Here is a 17,818-nt window from a genome sequence, read left to right on the forward strand (position 1 = left end):
CCATCGACGGCGCGGCTAATCCCGCCGCGCCTCGCACCACCTTCGAAGGTCAGGAAGTGACGTATTCCAGCTTTGCGTCGCACCTGGCGCATCGCATGGGCGTGCCGTCGGTGTTCTACGCGCCGCGCTGGGAAAACGGGCAGGTGACGTACACGCTGGCCATGTTGCCGGCCGCCAATCCTGGCGAAGACGCCGACGCCTACGCGCTGCGATGGCAGAAGGCGTATTTCGAACGGCTGCGCGAACACGTGGCCGGCCCCCCTGAAAATCTGCGCTTGAGCGGCGGCATCTGGCGTCATGTGCAGTCCGCGGATCGCTCCGCGCAGCAATAGGAACAAGCCTTGATGAAGTCTGCAATGAAAACGATGCGATGGCTGCTTGCCGTGGTCCTGTTGCAAGGCGGGGTGGCGGCCGCGAATCAAGCGTGCCCCAGCCCCGACGAACACTGCCCGCTTGTTTCATCGCTGCTGTCTCAACGCGAAGGCTACGGCGCCAAGGCCACGGGCGGCCTGGGCGGCAAGTTCATCGAGGTGACCTCCGACAAGGATTCGGGACCGGGCACCTTGCGCGCCGCGCTGGCGCAAGCCAAGAAGGGCCCGACCTGGATTCGCTTCGCATCCGACATGACGATCGTGCTGGACAAGCAGTTGCGCGTGCCATCCAACGTGACCATCGACGGGCGCGGCAAGCGCGTCACCTTGATCGACGACGGGCTGGGCGTGTATGGCGTGCAGAACGTCATCCTGACGCACCTGACCATCGACGGCCGCCTGAACCGGCTGACGCAGGCCGTAAACGTGGCCAATGGCAGCCGCGATGTATGGGTCGACCACATGGACCTGTCGCGCATGTCGGACCGCTTGCTGAATGTGAAGAACGGTTCGACGGACGTCACGATTTCATGGACCAAGTTCCATAACTCGAACAAGGTCATGCTGCTGAACAACATTACGTCCAAGAACCTGTTCCAGAACTACGAACGTGATTCGATCGCCCGCGTGACGCTGCATCACAATTATTTCTTCAACACCGTGCAGCGCAATCCGCGCGGGCAGTTCGGCACGTTCCACCTGTTCAACAACCTGCTTGAAGACTGGGATTTCTACGGCATGAGCTTCAGCCTGGAAGCCAAGGCGCTGGTCGAAGGCAACATCTTCAACAACACGACGCAGCGCAAGTGCGTCGAACCCGAGTTCTTTCCCACGGTGGAAGGCGTCAACGTCAACTACTGTCATTACATTCCCATTGCCGCCAAGCGCAGCGCGCTGGACAACGGGGAATCGGATCGCGGCGCCTACGAGAAATTGAAGTCTCGGCACGGCTACACGCGCGACTACAAGGCGTTCCTGCGCCTGAAAGACAACCTGTACCTGGGCGATGCCAAACCGGTGTTGCAGGACTATCGACCTGATGCCGCGCCGACGCCACCGTATTGCTACGGCTACGAGCACCCCACGCCGGAATTGGCCGACAAGATCCGCAAGTTCGCCGGCAATACCGGTGGCGATACGCCCTTGCCTGCATCAAGAACCGGCGCCGGCTGCGGCGGCTAGGCGTCAAGGCCCCGCGACAAAAAACTGTCCACCCTGAGATACACCTGGGTTGTTGTCCCCCTGAAATTGCGACGCAACGTGTTGCAATAAGCGTAACAACGTTTACAAATTCGTCCCGCCAAGGACGAGGGGACAGTGACCATGAGTCAAACACCACGATACCTGCGCCGCCCGCAGGGTTCGAACTGGGGCGATTTCGGCCACGACGACCAGTTGGGCACGCTGAACCATCTGGATAGCCAGGCCCGCCTGGCCGCCGTCGCGGAAATCAAAACCGGGCTTTCGTTTTCGCTCAGCCTGCCGCTGACGGTGCCGCGCGCGCCCGTGCTCAACCCGCGCCGCAAGGGGCCGTCGATCCAGCCCGCCGAGAAAAACGGCGTGCCGGTATATCGATACCCGCTGGGCCTGGACGTGCCCGGCGCCACCGACGTCGTCAGCGACGACCGCGTCACGCTGTCGCCGCAGTACTCCACGCAATGGGACGCGCTGGGCCATGTGGGGTCGATGTACGACGCCCACGGTACGGGCCAGCCGCAGCCCACCGGCTACAACGGCTTTACCGTCAGCGAGCCTGCCACCGACAACTTCACGGGTACCCGCGACCTGTCCATTGCGCCGATGGCGCGCCATGGCATCCAGGGGCGCGGCGTGATGGTCGATCTGCGCGCCCGCTTCGGCGATGAACACCGCAAGGTGTCGTACCGCGACCTCATGGACGTGATCCAGGCCGATGGGGTGCAAGTGCGGCCCGGCGACGTGCTGTGCCTGCACACCGGCCTGGCCGACCTGGCGTTGACGCTGGGCGATCACGAACAGGAACGGCTCAAGACCAGCTGCTGCGTGCTGGACGGCGCGGACGCGCAACTGCTGGCCTGGATCAAGGACAGCCGCATCGCCGCCATCGCGGCGGACAACCACGCCGTGGAACTGCGCAACCATCAGCTGGACGCAGGCCCCGGGCCGCTGTTGCCCCTGCACGAACAATGCCTCTTCAAGCTCGGCCTGCCGCTGGGCGAGCTCTGGCATCTGACCCCGCTGGCGCACTGGTTGCGCCAGCATGGCCGACACGCTTTCTTCCTGACCGCCGCACCCATGTACGTGCCCGGTCTGGTCGGCGCGCCGGTCAACCCCATCGCGACCGTCTGACCCTGTCAGGCGGATCGCGCAACGATTCATCATCAATCGAATATCCCCTTCGGGGAGTTGTGAGGAGCACACATGAAGAAGACCCGTTTCGCGGCCTTGGCCGCCTTGCGCCCGCTGGTTGCCGCCATTGGCCTGGTCGGCGCTGTTGGCGCGGCCAACGCCGCCGGTTATCCCGAACAGCCCATCACGATGGTCGTGCCGTATTCCGCCGGCGGCGGCGCTGACAACGCCGCGCGCATCATCGCGCAGGGCATGAGCGAAGTGGCCGGCCAAAGCGTCGTGATTGAAAACAAGGGCGGCGCCAGCGGCTCGATCGGTGCGGCCTTCGTGGCGCGCGCCAAGCCGGACGGCTACACGGTGCTGTTCGACGCGTCCGCGTTCTCGATCAACCCGGTGCTGCGCAAGCTGCCCTACGACGCGAAGAAGGACTTCGTGCCGGTCTCGCAGGCTGTCAGCGTGCCTAACATCCTGGTGGCGGCGCCGGGCTCGGCGTTCAATAACCTGCCCGACTTCATCAAGGCCGCGCGCGCCAATCCGGGCAAGTACACCTTTGCTTCGTACGGCCCCGGCAGCCTGGCGCAGATGGCCGCAGAACTGCTCAAGAAGGACGCGGACGTGAACGTCGTGCACGTGCCCTACAAGGGCGGCGCGCCGGCCATCGTGGACGTCATGGGCGGACAGGTGGACGTGTACTTCGCCAACGCGGCATCCAGCCTGAACTACGTCAGCGGCGGCAAGCTCAAGGCGCTGGCGGTGTCGTCGGCCAAGCGCATGCCGGAACTGCCCAACGTGGCCACGGTCGGCGAAGCCGGCATCAAGAATTTCGACGTGGTCGAATGGAACGGCCTGTTCCTGCCGGCCGGCGCCAGCCCGGAAGTGGTCGCCAAGCTGCAAGAGCTGGTGCAAAAGGCGCTGGCGCGTCCCGAAACGCGCGACAAGCTGGCCAAGTTGGGCCTGACGCCCGTGGGCAGCAGCGCCGCCGACTTCGCCAAGTTCGTCGACGCCGAGCAAGTGCGTTGGGCCGAGGTCGTGAAAGCCAATAACATCACGGTGAACTGATCCACCGACGGGAACGGGCGCTGTGTCGGCCCGTTCCCTGGTCAACCCGTTGCAGGGAGAAGCACACGATGAGCCGAGAAGAGGACTTCGAACGCGGCCTGGCGAACCGCCGCGCCGTGTTGGGTGACGAATGGGTGCAGCGTTCGCTGGACCGCGCCACCACGTTCACCGCCGATTACCAAAACATGATCACGCGTTACGCGTGGCACGATATCTGGAGCCGTCCGGGCTTGCCGCACAAGGCGCGCCGGATGATGGTGCTGGCCGTGACGCTGTCGCTGGGCCGCTGGGAAGAGTTCGAACTGCACGTGCGTGCCGCGCTGACGGCGCCCGACGAATCGCGCCTGACGCCCGACGAGTTAAAAGAAGTGCTGTTGCAGAACGCCATCTACGCCGGCGTGCCGGCGGCCAATACGGCGTTCAATCTGGCGCAGAATATCCTGCGCGAGGTGGCTGTGCAGATCGGCTATGACCTGGCAGCGGCGGACCCCCGGCAAGCGGATCTGTTTGGGGCGGGCTCGCAGCCGTAGCCCGCGAGGCGAGCGGGTCGCTGTCGGCGCCTGGTGGCGTGGCTGCTTGCGTTGCGGCTTGCGTTGCGGCTTGCGTAGCCGTGGGAATTGGTGCAACCGCCTCAAACCGTCCGCCCAGCGCCAGATGCAGGTTCACGCGCTGCACCAGCCTTTCGGCGCGGATGTGCAACAGGTCGCTCTGCACGCGCAACGCGTCGCGCTTGCGCTGCAATACATCAAAGTCGTCGAACTGGCCGATCTGCCGCTGCACCTGGGCCAACGTCAACGCGCGTCGGCTTTCGGAATATTGGCGTTGTATCGCTTGCTCGCGCATCGCCAGCTGCTGCTCGCCCGTCAAGCCATTTTCCACTTCGGCCATTGCGCCCAGGATGGCGCGCGCGTACAGCGCCAACGCTTCACGCTGTTGCTCGGTGCGCAATTGCAGCGTGATCTGGCGGCGGCCCGCATCGAATAGCGGCCACGCCAGAGAGGCTCCCACCGGGAACACCCAGCTTTGCATGCTGGTCGCCAAGCCCGAATAGTCTTTGGTGAAACGCCCCGCGCCGGCAAATATCGCAATCGTGGGCAGGCGCGCCGCCTTCGCTTCCTCGGCGCCGAAGTACGCCGCCACCAGGCGTTCGCGCGCGGCCACCAGATCGGGCCTGCGGTCCAGCAGGGCCAGGGGCAAGCCGGGCGCAAGGGGCGCGGGCGAATCCGGCATGGCTTCGTCGGCCTGCGCCGCGCCCGCGGGGTAGCGTCCCAGAATCAGTTCCAACGCGCGCAGCGCCTGCACTCGCGCCAGTTCGCGCTGGGCCACCACGTCCGCCGCCGCCGCCACTTGCTCGGACCACTGCGCCACTTCCAATTCGTTAACCCTGCCGATGCGGCGGCGGTACTCGATCAGCTTTAGCTGGTCGCCGGCAGTGTTCTCCAGCTCGCGCGCCAAGGCAAGCTGGCCGCCGGCTTCCAGCGCCGCGATCCAGCTTCGGGCGGTCAGGGCGCCGATGGATTGGCGGGCGTAGGCGTAGTCGGCTTCCGATGACCGGTAGCCCGCCTCGCCGGACAGCTTCTCGGCGCGGGCCCTGCCCCATAGGTCCAATTCCCAGTTCATCAGCACGGCATAGCCGTTGGCCGAGAACGCACTGCCGGGCGTCGGATCGGTGGCGGTGCGCGCGCCGATGCCGACCGTGGGCAGCAGCGATGCCCCCGCCAGCCGGGCCTGGTGCGCGGCCTGTTGCATCCGGCTGGCCGCGATGCGCAGGTCTACATTGTTGGCCAGCGCTTCGTCGATCAACGTTTGCAGCGTGCCGGTCTGCGCAAACCCCGCCCACGCGGGCTCGAATGCGGCAGCCTGCGCGCTGGTTGTCCACGCGGCCGGCACATCGGTGCCGGCCATGGCGTCCTTGATCATGGCATCGTCCGCGGGCCGGTTCAGGTTGGCGCAGCCGGCCATCAGCATGGCCATGCATGCCAGGGGCAGCGCGCGGGGAAGGAGGGGCAGGGGCGCGGACATGGGCGGGCCGGTCAGTGCAGCTTGAGAACCAGATAGTCCAGCTTGGACGACACGCGGAAGATGACTTTGCGCACCATATGCAGCGCGGGCAGGCTTTCCGTGTAGATGGCCGCGTTGCCCCGGGCGCCCATGGCAAACACCACGTCCTCGGGCGCTTGCAGGTCTATGCGCACCGCGTATTGCATCGGCGCGGCGGCGCTGGCGCCTTCCGCCGTGGTGCCCGGCAAGGCGCCGGACGCCTGGAACTGGCCTTGCGATGTGGCCCACACAATTGAATCGACGCTGCCTTTGAACACGTGGCCGGGCACGGTGCGCAAAGACACCTCGACCTCGTCGCCCGGCTTGACCTTGGTCAGCTGGTTCTGATCGAAGAACGCGATGACCTGCTGCGAGGTTTCAACAAAAGACATGATGGGGCGCAAGGGTATCGCGGCAGCATAGGAGCCCACGCGCGCTTGCAGGTTGATGGCGTATCCGTCCGCCGGCGCATACAGCGTGGTTTGCGCCAGCTCCCATTTGGCCGTGTCCAATTCGGCCTTGACCTGCGCTACGGCGGCCTGGTCGCCTTCGTACATGGCGCCGATGTTCAGCCGGATCTTCTGTTCCGCTTCGCGCGCGGCTTCCCAGTTGGCCTGCCGTACCTTCAGTTCGCTTTGAAAGCTCTGTACGTCGTATTGGCTGCCGGCGCCGCGCGCGGCCAGCGCGGTGCTTTGGCGCAGCCGCATGCGGGCCAGATCGACCTGCGCCAACGCCGCCGCCGTCATCGCCCTGGCCGAGGATAAATCCCGGTCCAACGATTGCTGCGTGGCCTGCGCATCGATCAATTTGGCTTCCAGTTGCCGCAGCTTCAAACGATAGGGCTCGTCGTCCAGGCGCAGCAGCACGTCGCCCTTCTTGATCAGCCGATTGCCTTCCACGGCGATCTCAACCACGCGTCCGGTCACGCGGGGAACGACTTCCACGACGTAGTTGGTCACGCGCAGTTCGGCGGACGAAGGCGTGACGACGTTGATGATGAAAATAAGCGCGGTCAGGCCCGCCGCGCCGACCGCCACCACGCCCACCTGCGATTGGATATTCCAGGGCAGCAGCTTCAGCTTGATGAAGATCAGCCACACCAGCACGCCGTAGAAGAGAGCAATGAGTTCAAGCATGCGAACCTCCTTGACCCGTGCGGCATATTCCAGTCGCGCGAACGCGGCGACGCGACATGTACACCAGCGGCGCGCCGGCCATCAATCGTCCGGTCTGGATGGAGGGGGCGGTATATCGGCGGCGGTCGCCGCGCCAGGCGGCTCATCGTGCGTGTCGCGGCCATACGCCATCTGATACCCGATGGGTTTGGTATGGGCCCACAGCCACGCAAAGGGCCACAGCATGCCGCCGAACGCCAACGACAAAAGACACAGCGATTTGATGGCTTCGGCTTGCGGGTGGTGGCGCTTTTCGGCGATGACTTCCGGCAGGACGTGCAGTTTCCAGAATATCCAGACGGCCAGGACGGGCACCAGAACCAGCACCACCCAGACCAGCACATCGGCGATGGCGTCTTCCCAATGGCCCGCTGCGGCGTGCGCCGTGCCCGGCACCATCGCGGCTGGGACGGCCATGGCCAAGGCCACGGCAAATCCATGTCGTGAACGGGCTAAAGACATTTCGCGCCCCTTTTCCCAATGGGATACCGATAACTCAACGCGTTGCCGGGGTGGCTTATTGCGAAACAGCACATTGATTTTCGCCAGTGACCCAAGGATGTGTCTATGCTAATTTCGGCAATATGTTGTCAGATCCACGTCGTGGGTACCTTGCGCGGGGAAACAGATGGATCTTCATCATTTCAAGTCGCTCGATTCTTACGCCGACGCCATCTTCGACGCCCAGGCACGCGTATTTCTCTTGGGTCGCGGGGGCGGGGGATGGCATATCAGCCGTTTCGACATTGACGGCTTCGATCTCCAGCAGGGCAGTGCCGCCGTTTCAAACGTGTGCGAAGCGGTGTGCCGGTCTACTCACCTGACGTTGCTGTTGTCGCAGCCTTCACCCGCACAGGCCTGGCTGAATGGCGCGCCATTGAATGCGGCGGCGCTGGGCATATTGGCGCCGGGCAAGGGATATGTCTTTCGCGCGGCGGGCCCCAACGAATGGATCAGTATCGCGTTGCCGCTGGATGCCGATCGGTTCACAGGCGATGGCCTGATGGCGCAGACGTTCAGGCGTTGGCGTAGTGCGGGCGGCATGGAGAAAACAGACCCCCTGCAATGGGGCGCCCTGCGCGAAGCGGCCCTGATGGCGATGACGCCCGCCTGTCCTGCCGCCATCGGCCGCCGCTTGATCGAACGCAGGCTGTTCGACCTGATGGCCTGCCGCTTCCCGAACGACCCGTGCAAGGGCCGCCCTTCGTCATCCCTGGCATTGCTGTGCGATGCCACGCTGACCGTGTTTCGCGAGCGTAATCAGAATGCCCACGTCGAAGACATCCGTCGCGGCCTGAAAATCAGCGAGCGTAGTTTGCGCGACTTCTTCCAGACATGTTTTGGCATCGGCCCGGGGCATTATCTTTGCCTGCGCAAGCTGCACGACGTGTATTGGGACCTGGCATCCGGCAAGGACACGCGGATGACGGTGGCTGACTGCTTCTTGCAGCACGGCTATTCCTATTCGACGCATTCCGCCGCGCAATACCGCGCGCTGTTCCTGGAAACCCCTTCGGCGACGCGCCTTCGGTTTCATCCGCAATAGCGGTGCACCTTTCACGATTCGAACCTGACGATTTTTCGCCGGAATCATCATGGACCTTGAATTGCGACTCGGCTCACAATGTCCGATGGGCCGATCAAGGAGCGAGATGATGAAAACCGAAAAAGGAATCGCAAAGGACGAACCCGTCGGCGCCGCTATTGAAAACGGCGCGCCCGGTGTCGCGGGGTTGTCGGCAAAGAAATACGAGCGCGAGTTGGCCAGGCTGCATGTCGAACTGGTCAAGCTTCAGCAATGGGTCGTGCATAGCGGAGCAAAGGTCTGCATCCTGTTCGAAGGGCGCGACGGCGCGGGCAAGGGCGGCACCATCAAGGCCATTACCGAACGAGTCAGTCCACGGGTATTTCGCGTAGTGGCGCTGCCGTCGCCCACCGACCGCGAAAAAACGCAGATGTACGTGCAGCGCTATCTGCCGCATTTGCCGGCGGCCGGCGAAATCGTGATATTTGACCGCAGTTGGTACAACCGCGCCGGCGTGGAACGCGTCATGGGGTTTTGCACCAAAAGCCAGGCCAAGGCATTTTTGAAAGCCGTGCCGCTGGTCGAGCGCGCGATCATCGATTCCGGCGTGATCCTGATCAAGTACTGGCTGGAAGTCAGTGAAGCCGAGCAGACGCGGCGGCTACAGGCGCGGATTCATGACGAGCGAAAAATCTGGAAGCTGTCCAAGCTGGATCTGGATTCGTACAGCCACTGGTATGACTATTCGCGCGCGCGCGACGACATGTTTGCGCAAACCGATACCGACTACGCGCCTTGGTTCGTGGCCGATTCCAATAACAAAAGACGGGTGCGCCTCAATATCATCAGCCACCTTCTGCAGAGCATTCCGTACAAGGCGCTGCCCCGGGCGAAGATAACGCTGCCCAAGCGGCAAAAGCCCCAGGGCTACCGCGAGCCGGACCGCCCGGTGCGCAACGTACCGACGGTGTTCTAGAAATCTGGCGGCCCCCAAACCGGGCGCCCCGGGGCGAGTGGTATCTTGTGTCTGTTTTTATGTAGATGCATTGGCAGACGCCACCCGCCCCATGTCCGACCACGTAACACCCGCGCCGCCCAACCCGCCCACCGCGTCCGATGAACCCCAGGCCATTCACCGGCCCTTCGTGCAGAACGTGGGCACGCGGCGCATGCTGCATTTCACTCAGAAAGAAATCCAAAGCAGCATGTCGCTGCTGAATCCCGACGCGCTGGAAATCGAGTACACGCGCATGATGATGGGTTTCGTGCTGTTCAACCCCGAGCCCGCGCGTATTCTGATGGTGGGCCTGGGCGGCGGCTCGCTGCCCAAGTTCTGTTATCGCTACCTGGCTGGCGCGGACATTGAAGTGGTCGAGATCGACCCCGCCGTCATTGCCCTGCGCGAGGCCTTCATGGTGCCGCCCGACAACGCCCGTTTTCGCGTGATCCAGGCCGATGCGGCCGACCACCTGCGCGGGCTGTCGGACCATGCCGACGTGATTTTCCTGGACGGCTATGGCGTGGGCGGCATTCCCGACGCGCTGTGTTCCGAAGCGTTCTACGCCGACTGCCACCGCGCGCTACGCGAGAACGGCATCCTGGTCATCAACTACCACGTGAACCATCCGATGCATCACGAGTACCTGGCCCGTGTGCGGGCGTCGTTCGGGTCGTCGATGTTTGAAGTGGTGGATGACGACATGACCAACAGCGTGGTGTTCGCCTGCAAGGGCGACTTGCTGAACGATCCGGCCGCGGCCGAACTGAAGCGCCCGGCCGCCATCCCGCGCGACGCGTGGCGTCAGCTGATGCCGACGCTGCGCGTCATCGGGGCTACGCTGGAACTTCGATAGCCTTGCGGATCCGCACGGGGATGGACTTGTAGCTGGGCGTGCCGCTTTGCTTGTCCTGGTAGTCCAGCGGGCAAAGGTTGTTGGCTTCGGGGTAGTACGCGCCGACGGACCCGGGCGCTATGTCGTAGGCAATGGCGGTCAGCCGCAGATGGCGATGCGATTCGCCCGGCAGGCCGGTGTTGATGTCGACGTCGTCGCCATGTTCCAGGCCGTGACGCGCCATGTCGGCGGCGTTCATGAACAGCACGTCGCGTCGGCCGAACACGCCGCGATAGCGGTCGTCCAGCCCATAGATCGTGGTGTTGTATTGATCGTGGCTGCGCAACGTGGTCAGCGTCAGCGTGTCGGACGGCGCGGCCGGGTCCTCGCGCAGGCCCTTGAACGGAAGGAATTGCGCCTTGCCGGTCGGGGTCTTCCAGATGCGTTCCGTGGGCGGCAGCGACAAGCGAAAACCGCCCGGCTTCAGGATGCGTTCGTTGTAGCCCCGAAAGTTCGGGTAGACCTGTTCGATCAGGTCGCGGATGCGGCCATAGTCTTCCACCAGATGCAGCCATGGCACGCGGGTGTGCGGCAACGTGGCAGCGGCCATGGCGGCAATGATGGCCGGTTCGGATCGCAGGTGTTCGGAGGCCGGCGCCAGCTTGCCGCGCGAGGCATGCACCATCGACATGGAGTCCTCGACGGTGATGGACTGCGCGCCGGCGGCCTGCACATCGCTTTCCGTGCGGCCCAGCACCGGCAGGATGATCGACTCGCGGCCGATCAGCAGGTGCGATCGATTCAGCTTTGTGTTCATGTGCACCGCCAGGTCCAGCCGGCGCATGCCGGCTTCGCACTGATCAGTGTCGGACAGGGCCATCGCCAGGTTTCCGCCCAGGCAGATCAGCGCGCGCGCCGAACCGTCGACCATTGCTTTCATGGCGTCCACGGCGTCGTGGCCGTGGCGCTCGGGCGGGCGGAAACCGAACGTCTTTTCAAAGTTGTCGAACATCACCGGATCGATCTTTTCCGTGATGCCTACCGTGCGATTGCCCTGCACGTTGGAATGCCCGCGCAGCGGGCAGATGCCGGCGCCCGGCTTGCCGAAGTTGCCGCGCATGAGCAGCAGCGCGGCAATCTGCTGCACGTTGTGCGTGCCGCGCGCGTGCTGGGTGATGCCCATGCCGTAAGTAACGATGGTGGCATTGGACTTGGCGTACGCGGCCGCCACGGCTTCAAGGTCCGCGCGGGACAGGCCGCTGGCGGCTTCGATGTCGTGCCAGGGGGTGTCGTTAAGGTCCTGCACATAGGCGTCAAAGCCCTCGGTGTGCTGGGCGATGAATTCATGGTCCAGCACGCCGCGCGCGTCACGGTCCGCCGCCACCAGCGCCTTCATGATCCCCTTGAGCGCGGCCGCGTCGCCGCCGACCTTCACCTGGTAATACGTGGACGCAATGCGGGTGGACCCCAGCGTGCCCATCTCGACCGGATCCTGGGGGTCGGCAAAGCGTTCCAGCGCGCGTTCTCGCAAGGGGTTGAACACAATGATGGGCACGCCGCGCCGCGCGCATTCGTGCAAGGTGCCCATCATGCGCGGGTGGTTGGTGCCGGGGTTGTGACCCATCGAGATGATCAGGTCGCAGGTGTCGAAGTCGTCCAGCGAAACCGTGCCTTTGCCGATGCCGATGGCTTGCGGCAGGCCGACGCTGGTGGCCTCGTGGCACATGTTCGAGCAATCGGGAAAGTTGTTGGTGCCCAGTTCGCGCGCGAACACGCTGAAGAGAAAGGCGGCTTCGTTCGAGGCGCGGCCCGACGTGTAGAACTCGACCATGTCGGGGTCGGGCAACGCGGCTAGCGTTGCGCCGATACGGGCAAACGCGGCGTCCCAGCTGATGGCTTGATACGTGTCGCTGGCGGCGTCGTAAGCCATCGGGTGGGTCAGCCGGCCGGCGTCTTCCAGGTCGTGGTCGCTCCAGGTCAGCAGTTCGGTGACGGTATGCGCGGCAAAGAACTCGGGCGTGACGCGTTTCTTGGTGGCTTCCCACGTCACGGCCTTGGCGCCGTTTTCACAAAACTGGAAGGTGGACGTGTGCGCCTTGTCGGGCCACGCGCAGCCAGGGCAGTCAAAGCCGTCGGGCTTGTTGGTGCGCAGCAGCAGCACGGGCGCTTCGGCAATGCGCATCTGGTCGGCGACGGCCTGCGCGGTGGCCTTGAGCGCGCCCCACCCCCCCGCGGGAGCGTCATAGCGATGGATGCCGGTCAGGTTGCGTGACTTCATGAATTCTCTTTTCTCAGTACAACGGCCACGTTTTTAAACGTTTTTTGCTGAATACCGCATGTCGCCCGAAAAGTCTCGTTATTTCAATTTGTGACAAAACTATTCATTTGCTTATAATGCCGGCTCGATTCAATAACGATTAGAGGCTTGCCCGCCGCGGGTGCGGTGGCGCCGGCAGGAGAAGAAGATGTTGAACAAGGTCGTAAAGATGGGCGCGCTGGCCGTATTGGCGGCGGCGATTTCCGGTTGCGCCACCGAGCGTTCGCAAGCGCTGGTGGTGCCGGCCACGCAGGCGGCGGCCAAGCCGTATCAAGGCGTGCGCAGCCCGATCTCGGTGGGTAAATTCGATAACCGCACCAACTATCTGCGTGGCGTGTTCTCGGACGGCGTGGACCGCCTGGGCGGCCAGGCCAAGACGATCGTGGTCAGCCATCTTCAGCGCAGCGGCCGCTTCCAGGTCATGGATCGCGACAACCTCTCCGAAATCAAGCAGGAAGCCGGCTTCAACAAAAAGGCCAACCAGATCAAGGGCGCCCGCTACGTCGTGACGGGCGACGTCACCGCCTTCGGCCGCAAGGTCACTGGCGACCAGCAGCTGTTCGGCATCCTGGGTCGCGGCAAGGAACAAGTGGCGTACGCCAAGGTGGACCTGAACGTGGTGGACGTGACGACGTCCGAAGTGGTGTATTCCGCGTCGGGCGCGGGCGAGTACAGCCTGTCGAACCGCGAAGTCATCGGCTTTGGCGGCACCGCCAGCTACGACTCCACCCTGAACGGCAAGGTCCTGGACCTGGCCATCCGCGAAGCGGTTGACCGCCTGGTCGACGGCATCGAGCAAGGCGCCTGGCAGCCTTCGGCCAACTAAGGAGAACTTCCATGTTGAAACGACAGGCGATGCGTCGCCCGGGTGCGCTTGCGCGCGCCGGACGCGGCTTGGCGGTTGCCGCCACGGTGGGCCTCTTGAGTGCATGCGTGCAGCAGCCCAAGTCGATGTACAGCTGGCAGGCTTATCAGCCTTCCGTCTATGCCTATCTGAAGGAAGACGGGTCGGATAACGCGGTGCAGGCTCAAGCCCTGGAAAAGAACATTGAAACCGCGCGTGCGGCCAATGTTGAGTTGCCGCCGGGCTTTCGCGCGCATCTGGGCATGCTGTATCTGAAGATGGGTGATGGCGACAAGGGCGTGGAACAGCTGCAAAGCGAGAAGGCGGCTTTCCCGGAATCCACGCCGTTCATGGACTTCCTGATGCGCAACGTCGGCAAGCCCGCGGCGTCCGCTGACGCCGCATCCGCCACCCCGGCATCCGCCGATGCGGCAGCCTTGAAGAAGGGATCGTGATGATGAACCGATTGTTCCGAATCGGCCTGTTGGCCGCCGTCGCCATGCTGGCCGGTTGCGTCGCGCCGCAACAGCATGTGGATTACACCGCCTTCCGCGAAAGCAAGCCGGCGTCGATCCTGGTGCTGCCGCCGCTGAACACGTCCGTGGACGTGGCCGCGACGGCCGCCGTGCTGTCGCAAGCCACGCGGCCCCTGGCGGAATCGGGCTACTACGTGATCCCGGTGGGCGTCATGGACGAGACCTTCAAGCAGAACGGCCTGAGCTCCCCGGATGAAATCCACGGCTTGCCCGGCGCCAAGCTGCGCGAGATCTTCGGTGCCGACGCCGCCTTGTACATGACGGTCAAGCAGTACGGCGCCAGCTATGCCGTGGTGTCCAGCAACGTCACGGTGGCCATCGACGCCGAACTGATCGACCTGCGCAACGGCGCCAAGCTGTGGTCGGGCAGCAAGCAGGTAGTGCAGGCCAGCAACAGCAGCGGCGGCCTGATCGGCATGCTGGTGCAGGCGATGGTGGACCAGATCGTCAACACACTGTCGGATCGCAGCTATGGCGTGGCCGGCACCACCAACCACATGCTGCTCAGCGCGGGGCAACCCGGCGGTATCTTGTACGGGCCACGTTCCCCGCGCTACGACACGCAGTAATCCTGCCCGACGTATCAGTCCCAGGCCGCGGCCAGCCCTTCGGGGCTGACTTCGCGGCCGTTTCTTTCCAGCGTCGCGATTTGCGCCATGTCCGCGTCGGTCAAACGCAGATCCCTGGCCAGCAGGTTGCTGGCCAGGTTGTCGCGCTTGGTCGATGACGGGATCACCGAATAGCCCAGCTGTAGCGCCCAGGCCAACGTCACCTGCGCGGGCGTGGCGTTGTGGCGGTCGGCGATTTCCCGGATGACCCGGTCTTTCAGCACCCGGCCATACGCCAGCGTCATGTACGACGTGACGTGGATGCCCTGCTCCTTCAGGAACGCCGTCAGCGTGGCGTTCTGCAAGTAGGGGCTGAGTTCGATCTGATTGGTGGCGATGGCCTCGCGGCCCACGGCGGCGATGGCGGCGCGGGTTTGCGCAATGGGAAAGTTCGAGATACCGATCTGGCGCGTCAGCCCTTGCACGCGGGCCTCGGCCAGCGCGGTCATGCATTCATCGATGGACACGCCGTTACCCGGCGCGGGCCAGTGGATCAAGGTCAGGTCCACATAGTCGGTTCGCAGCTTGGCCAGGCTGTCCTTCAAGCTGGGCAGCAGTTTGTCGCGCCCGGTGTTGGGCACCCAGATCTTGGTGGTGATGAACAAGTCATCGCGCGCCACGCCTGATTGCGCAATGGCCTGGCCCACGTCCGCTTCGTTCTCGTAGATCTGCGCCGTGTCGATGGCGCGATAACCGACGTCCAGCGCGTTGCGCACCGAATCAATGACGACTTGTCCTTGCAGCCGGAACGTGCCGACGCCGAAACTGGGAATGCTCATGTAAAACTCCGAAAGGGGGGATGATCCAGGCGCCGATGGCCCGGGAATGCAGCCAGTGTGCCCGCCGTATCCTTGCCAAAAAAGCCCCATATCGGCGAAATACTTTTGATATAACGTCAAGTATGAAAACGACGCTAGATGAAATGCAGGTCTTTATCGCCGTGGTGGACAGCGGGTCCATCACCGCTGCCGCCGACGTGCTGGGCCAGACCATCTCGGCCACCAGCCGCACCATGAGCCGGCTGGAAGAAAAGCTGCAAACCACGCTGATGCGCCGCACCACGCGCAGGCTGGCCCTGACCGAAGAAGGCCGCGCGTATCTTGAGCAGGTGCGCCGCATCGTCGCGGCGGTCGAAGAAACCGAAGACCTGATGAATGTGCGGCGCAATCAACCCGCCGGGCTGTTGCGTGTGGATGCGGCCTCGCCCTTCATGCTGCACGTGATCGCGCCGCTGGTGCCCGGCTACCGCAAGCGGTATCCGCAAGTCGAGCTGGAATTGAATAGCAACGAAGGCAATATCGATTTGCTGGAACGCCGCACCGACCTGGCGATCCGCATCGGGCGGTTGAAGGATTCGTCGCTGCACGCCGTGCCGCTGGGCCAGAGCCGCGTGCGCGTGCTGGCCAGCCCGGCGTATCTGGCGCAGCAGGGCACGCCCAAGCGCGTGGCCGACCTGGCCAAGCACATTCTGCTGGGGTTCAGCCAGCTGGAATCGTTGAACGAATGGCCGCTGCTGGATGCCGACGGCCAGCCCCTGCACATCAAGCCCGGCGTGCGCGCCCACAGCGGCGAGACGTTGCGGCAGCTGGCGCTGAACCAGGGCGGCATTGTCTGCCTGTCGGATTTCATGACGCGGGCCGATCGCGAATCGGGCGCGTTGCAGCAGGTGTTGCCGCGCCAGACGCAAGACGTCAGGCAGCCGATCAACGCGGTGTACTACCGCAACACCGCGATTTCATCGCGCATCAAATCGTTCATCGACTATGTGCTTGAAACGGTAGGGCCGGACGGATTCTCCGAGCCGCCCGGTCGGTGAGAGATGTGTCCAATGGAGACATCGCCCTCGGGCGCGCGGGGGGCAACCGTATACTGCCCCCGTTTTAAACCTGGATAGCCCCAACCCCATGAGCATCTTCTCCCGCTTCTTCGGCCGCAAGGAAGAATCCGCCGACGCCCGCGCGCTGGCCGCCAACCCCGCCATCGAAAACCCGCTGAGCTTGCAGGTGCTGTTCGCCGAGCCCCTGGCGCTGGACGAGGACGGCTTGCGGGCGGCGTTGTGCGCGTATCACCCGTCGATGAGCGATGCCCGCGTCGAGATCGCACCCGACATGCCGGAAGTGCTGGGCCTGGCGGGCTGGGGCGACCACGTGGTGCGGCTGGTGGGTTTTGACGCGCCCTATCCCAAGGATGCAATGGAAGCCTGCGTGGCGCCGGCGCACTATCCCGGCACGGTCAAGGATGAAGTACGCGCGCACGCCAGCCACATCATTTTGTACTACGCGGGTTTTTCGCAGGATCCGCTGGAGCAATACGTGGCGCTGGCCGCCGTGGCCGGCGCGTTGACCGGCTTTGGCGCGGTGGCGGTGTTGAACGAACATGCCCATACCTCGTTGCCGGCCGGCGTGTTCGATGCCGAGTCGTTGGGTGAAGAAAGCCTGGACCTGCTGCGCACGCTGCCGCTGAACATGCTGTATTGCGGCTTTGTTAAGTATGAAGTGGATGGCGTGGCCGGCGTGTGGATGCGCACCTATGGCGCCGACCTGTTCAGCCTGCCCGACTTCGCCGCGCTGGCCCGTGGCCATGATGAAGGCGAGTACTACTCGAATATCTTCAACAACATCATGGGTTACATGCTGGAAAGCGGTGCTGAACTGGCCGCCGGGCACACCATGCAGATCGGCGAGAACGCCTACATGAAATTGCGCGAGCCCACCCAGGAAGAGTACTTCCTGGACGGGCCCGCGCAGGTTCTCGTTGCCGAGATCATCACGGCGGACGAGATCAACGCGCCGCAATAATCGCGCGACCCCCGGCAGCCGGCCAGACCCGCAGGCCCAGCGCCAGGGCGGCCGCGCCTGCCGCCACCACCGTCACACCCGTCCAGCCCCAGTGCGCCAGCGCCAGGCTGCCCAGCGCGCCACCGGCGGCCATGCCGATGAACACGCCGGTCATCAGGATGGCGTTCAGGCGGCTGCGGGCGGCCGGGTCAATGCCGTAGACGATGCTTTGATGCGCAATCAGCGAGGTCTGGATGCCCAGATCAAAGCCGATGGCGGCGCCCGCGATCAGCCACAGCGCGGCGTGCGGCGACAGAAAGGGCAGAAAGATCATGGCGGCAAACGACACCATCGTCAGCCCGGCGCCCAGGCTGGCCACGGCAAGCGGACCCCGGGTGTCGGCCAC

The 17,818-nt window shown here is 64.1% G+C and carries 17 protein-coding genes and 2 pseudogenes; 13 read left to right on the forward strand and 6 right to left on the reverse strand.

Translation table 11 applies throughout. The features are described from left to right. The 5 genes and pseudogenes from ACNPP0_RS12330 to ACNPP0_RS12350 form a co-directional block, all read left to right on the forward strand. Window positions 1–332, forward strand: a pseudogene (locus tag ACNPP0_RS12330) (Vi polysaccharide transport protein VexE); the annotation flags it as partial. Between the two features lie 12 nt (window positions 333–344). Beyond that, the gene (locus ACNPP0_RS12335) at window positions 345–1,553 is read left to right on the forward strand and encodes a pectate lyase family protein (RefSeq protein ID WP_448706046.1); all 1,209 of its coding nucleotides are present in this window, start codon (window positions 345–347) and stop codon (window positions 1,551–1,553) included. A gap of 141 nt (window positions 1,554–1,694) precedes the next feature. Next, on the forward strand, window positions 1,695–2,699 hold the full coding sequence (locus tag ACNPP0_RS12340) for a cyclase family protein (RefSeq protein WP_332608997.1): 1,005 nt from the start codon (window positions 1,695–1,697) through the stop codon (window positions 2,697–2,699). A 72-nt stretch (window positions 2,700–2,771) separates the two neighbouring features. After that, the gene (locus ACNPP0_RS12345; RefSeq protein ID WP_332608996.1) at window positions 2,772–3,758 is read left to right on the forward strand and encodes a tripartite tricarboxylate transporter substrate binding protein; all 987 of its coding nucleotides are present in this window, start codon (window positions 2,772–2,774) and stop codon (window positions 3,756–3,758) included. A 68-nt stretch (window positions 3,759–3,826) separates the two neighbouring features. Then, complete coding sequence (locus tag ACNPP0_RS12350; protein WP_332608995.1) at window positions 3,827–4,288, forward strand: carboxymuconolactone decarboxylase family protein; 462 nt, start codon at window positions 3,827–3,829, stop codon at window positions 4,286–4,288. On the opposite strand, the gene ACNPP0_RS12355 is transcribed toward ACNPP0_RS12350, so the two are convergent. The 3 genes from ACNPP0_RS12355 to ACNPP0_RS12365 form a co-directional block, all read right to left on the reverse strand. Continuing rightward, window positions 4,179–5,780: a TolC family protein gene (locus ACNPP0_RS12355; RefSeq protein ID WP_448706041.1), complete on the reverse strand. Its 1,602-nt coding sequence runs from the start codon at window positions 5,778–5,780 to the stop codon at window positions 4,179–4,181. The two genes, ACNPP0_RS12350 and ACNPP0_RS12355, sit on opposite strands and share 110 nt — an antisense overlap. A gap of 11 nt (window positions 5,781–5,791) precedes the next feature. Continuing rightward, on the reverse strand, window positions 5,792–6,934 hold the full coding sequence (locus ACNPP0_RS12360) for an HlyD family secretion protein (protein ID WP_332608993.1): 1,143 nt from the start codon (window positions 6,932–6,934) through the stop codon (window positions 5,792–5,794). An 81-nt stretch (window positions 6,935–7,015) separates the two neighbouring features. Then, window positions 7,016–7,390, reverse strand: coding sequence for a DUF3302 domain-containing protein (locus ACNPP0_RS12365; protein ID WP_448706042.1), 375 nt, complete (start codon window positions 7,388–7,390; stop codon window positions 7,016–7,018). Between the two features lie 211 nt (window positions 7,391–7,601). On the opposite strand from ACNPP0_RS12365, the gene ACNPP0_RS12370 reads away from it, so the two are divergent. The 3 genes from ACNPP0_RS12370 to ACNPP0_RS12380 all read left to right on the forward strand — a co-directional run bounded on the left by ACNPP0_RS12370 (window position 7,602) and on the right by ACNPP0_RS12380 (window position 10,351). Next, window positions 7,602–8,519 carry a helix-turn-helix domain-containing protein gene (locus ACNPP0_RS12370; protein WP_332608991.1) on the forward strand — a complete coding sequence of 306 codons (918 nt, stop codon included), beginning with the start codon at window positions 7,602–7,604 and terminating at the stop codon, window positions 8,517–8,519. 106 nt (window positions 8,520–8,625) lie between these two features. Continuing rightward, window positions 8,626–9,474 carry a polyphosphate kinase 2 gene (gene ppk2, locus ACNPP0_RS12375; protein WP_332608990.1) on the forward strand — a complete coding sequence of 283 codons (849 nt, stop codon included), beginning with the start codon at window positions 8,626–8,628 and terminating at the stop codon, window positions 9,472–9,474. Between the two features lie 91 nt (window positions 9,475–9,565). Further along, window positions 9,566–10,351 carry a fused MFS/spermidine synthase gene (locus tag ACNPP0_RS12380; RefSeq protein ID WP_448706043.1) on the forward strand — a complete coding sequence of 262 codons (786 nt, stop codon included), beginning with the start codon at window positions 9,566–9,568 and terminating at the stop codon, window positions 10,349–10,351. Here ACNPP0_RS12380 and ACNPP0_RS12385 read toward each other — a convergent pair. Then, window positions 10,332–12,608, reverse strand: a complete 2,277-nt coding sequence (locus ACNPP0_RS12385) for an FdhF/YdeP family oxidoreductase (RefSeq protein WP_448706044.1) — start codon at window positions 12,606–12,608, stop codon at window positions 10,332–10,334. The genes ACNPP0_RS12380 and ACNPP0_RS12385 overlap by 20 nt on opposite strands. A gap of 187 nt (window positions 12,609–12,795) precedes the next feature. Here ACNPP0_RS12385 and ACNPP0_RS12390 point away from each other — a divergent pair, with 187 nt between their 5' ends. From ACNPP0_RS12390 to ACNPP0_RS12400, 3 genes are read left to right on the forward strand one after another with little or no spacing between them, the layout of a single operon-like run. After that, entirely contained in the window at window positions 12,796–13,473 is a 678-nt protein-coding gene (locus tag ACNPP0_RS12390) for a CsgG/HfaB family protein (RefSeq protein ID WP_046805329.1), read from the forward strand. Window positions 13,474–13,484: 11 nt separating this feature from the next. Continuing rightward, window positions 13,485–13,946, forward strand: coding sequence for a DUF4810 domain-containing protein (locus tag ACNPP0_RS12395; RefSeq protein ID WP_332608987.1), 462 nt, complete (start codon window positions 13,485–13,487; stop codon window positions 13,944–13,946). Further along, window positions 13,946–14,596 carry a DUF799 domain-containing protein gene (locus tag ACNPP0_RS12400; protein WP_332608986.1) on the forward strand — a complete coding sequence of 217 codons (651 nt, stop codon included), beginning with the start codon at window positions 13,946–13,948 and terminating at the stop codon, window positions 14,594–14,596. Before ACNPP0_RS12395 ends, ACNPP0_RS12400 begins: the two co-directional genes overlap by 1 nt. A gap of 14 nt (window positions 14,597–14,610) precedes the next feature. Here the strand turns inward: ACNPP0_RS12400 and dkgB are convergent, their stop codons facing one another. Next, window positions 14,611–15,414, reverse strand: a complete 804-nt coding sequence (gene dkgB / locus ACNPP0_RS12405; protein WP_448706045.1) for a 2,5-didehydrogluconate reductase DkgB — start codon at window positions 15,412–15,414, stop codon at window positions 14,611–14,613. Window positions 15,415–15,536: 122 nt separating this feature from the next. On the opposite strand from dkgB, the gene ACNPP0_RS12410 reads away from it, so the two are divergent. Continuing rightward, window positions 15,537–16,451 carry a LysR substrate-binding domain-containing protein gene (locus ACNPP0_RS12410; RefSeq protein ID WP_332608984.1) on the forward strand — a complete coding sequence of 305 codons (915 nt, stop codon included), beginning with the start codon at window positions 15,537–15,539 and terminating at the stop codon, window positions 16,449–16,451. Between the two features lie 88 nt (window positions 16,452–16,539). Then, on the forward strand, window positions 16,540–17,433 hold the full coding sequence (locus ACNPP0_RS12415) for a DUF4261 domain-containing protein (protein ID WP_332608983.1): 894 nt from the start codon (window positions 16,540–16,542) through the stop codon (window positions 17,431–17,433). Here the strand turns inward: ACNPP0_RS12415 and ACNPP0_RS12420 are convergent. Beyond that, window positions 17,417–17,818, reverse strand: a pseudogene (locus tag ACNPP0_RS12420) (MFS transporter); the annotation flags it as partial. The gene ACNPP0_RS12415 and the pseudogene ACNPP0_RS12420 sit on opposite strands and share 17 nt — an antisense overlap.

The organism is Achromobacter semiaridum (assembly GCF_053543755.1).

Coding starts and splice junctions, on each gene's coding strand:
- ACNPP0_RS12335 (WP_448706046.1), top strand. CDS start 345: ATGAAGTCTGCAATGAAAACGATGCGATGGCTGCTTGCCGTGGTCCTG.
- ACNPP0_RS12340 (WP_332608997.1), top strand. CDS start 1,695: ATGAGTCAAACACCACGATACCTGCGCCGCCCGCAGGGTTCGAACTGG.
- ACNPP0_RS12345 (WP_332608996.1), top strand. CDS start 2,772: ATGAAGAAGACCCGTTTCGCGGCCTTGGCCGCCTTGCGCCCGCTGGTT.
- ACNPP0_RS12350 (WP_332608995.1), top strand. CDS start 3,827: ATGAGCCGAGAAGAGGACTTCGAACGCGGCCTGGCGAACCGCCGCGCC.
- ACNPP0_RS12355 (WP_448706041.1), bottom strand. CDS start 5,780: ATGTCCGCGCCCCTGCCCCTCCTTCCCCGCGCGCTGCCCCTGGCATGC.
- ACNPP0_RS12360 (WP_332608993.1), bottom strand. CDS start 6,934: ATGCTTGAACTCATTGCTCTCTTCTACGGCGTGCTGGTGTGGCTGATC.
- ACNPP0_RS12365 (WP_448706042.1), bottom strand. CDS start 7,390: ATGGCCGTCCCAGCCGCGATGGTGCCGGGCACGGCGCACGCCGCAGCG.
- ACNPP0_RS12370 (WP_332608991.1), top strand. CDS start 7,602: ATGGATCTTCATCATTTCAAGTCGCTCGATTCTTACGCCGACGCCATC.
- ppk2 (WP_332608990.1), top strand. CDS start 8,626: ATGATGAAAACCGAAAAAGGAATCGCAAAGGACGAACCCGTCGGCGCC.
- ACNPP0_RS12380 (WP_448706043.1), top strand. CDS start 9,566: ATGTCCGACCACGTAACACCCGCGCCGCCCAACCCGCCCACCGCGTCC.
- ACNPP0_RS12385 (WP_448706044.1), bottom strand. CDS start 12,608: ATGAAGTCACGCAACCTGACCGGCATCCATCGCTATGACGCTCCCGCG.
- ACNPP0_RS12390 (WP_046805329.1), top strand. CDS start 12,796: ATGTTGAACAAGGTCGTAAAGATGGGCGCGCTGGCCGTATTGGCGGCG.
- ACNPP0_RS12395 (WP_332608987.1), top strand. CDS start 13,485: ATGTTGAAACGACAGGCGATGCGTCGCCCGGGTGCGCTTGCGCGCGCC.
- ACNPP0_RS12400 (WP_332608986.1), top strand. CDS start 13,946: ATGATGAACCGATTGTTCCGAATCGGCCTGTTGGCCGCCGTCGCCATG.
- dkgB (WP_448706045.1), bottom strand. CDS start 15,414: ATGAGCATTCCCAGTTTCGGCGTCGGCACGTTCCGGCTGCAAGGACAA.
- ACNPP0_RS12410 (WP_332608984.1), top strand. CDS start 15,537: ATGAAAACGACGCTAGATGAAATGCAGGTCTTTATCGCCGTGGTGGAC.
- ACNPP0_RS12415 (WP_332608983.1), top strand. CDS start 16,540: ATGAGCATCTTCTCCCGCTTCTTCGGCCGCAAGGAAGAATCCGCCGAC.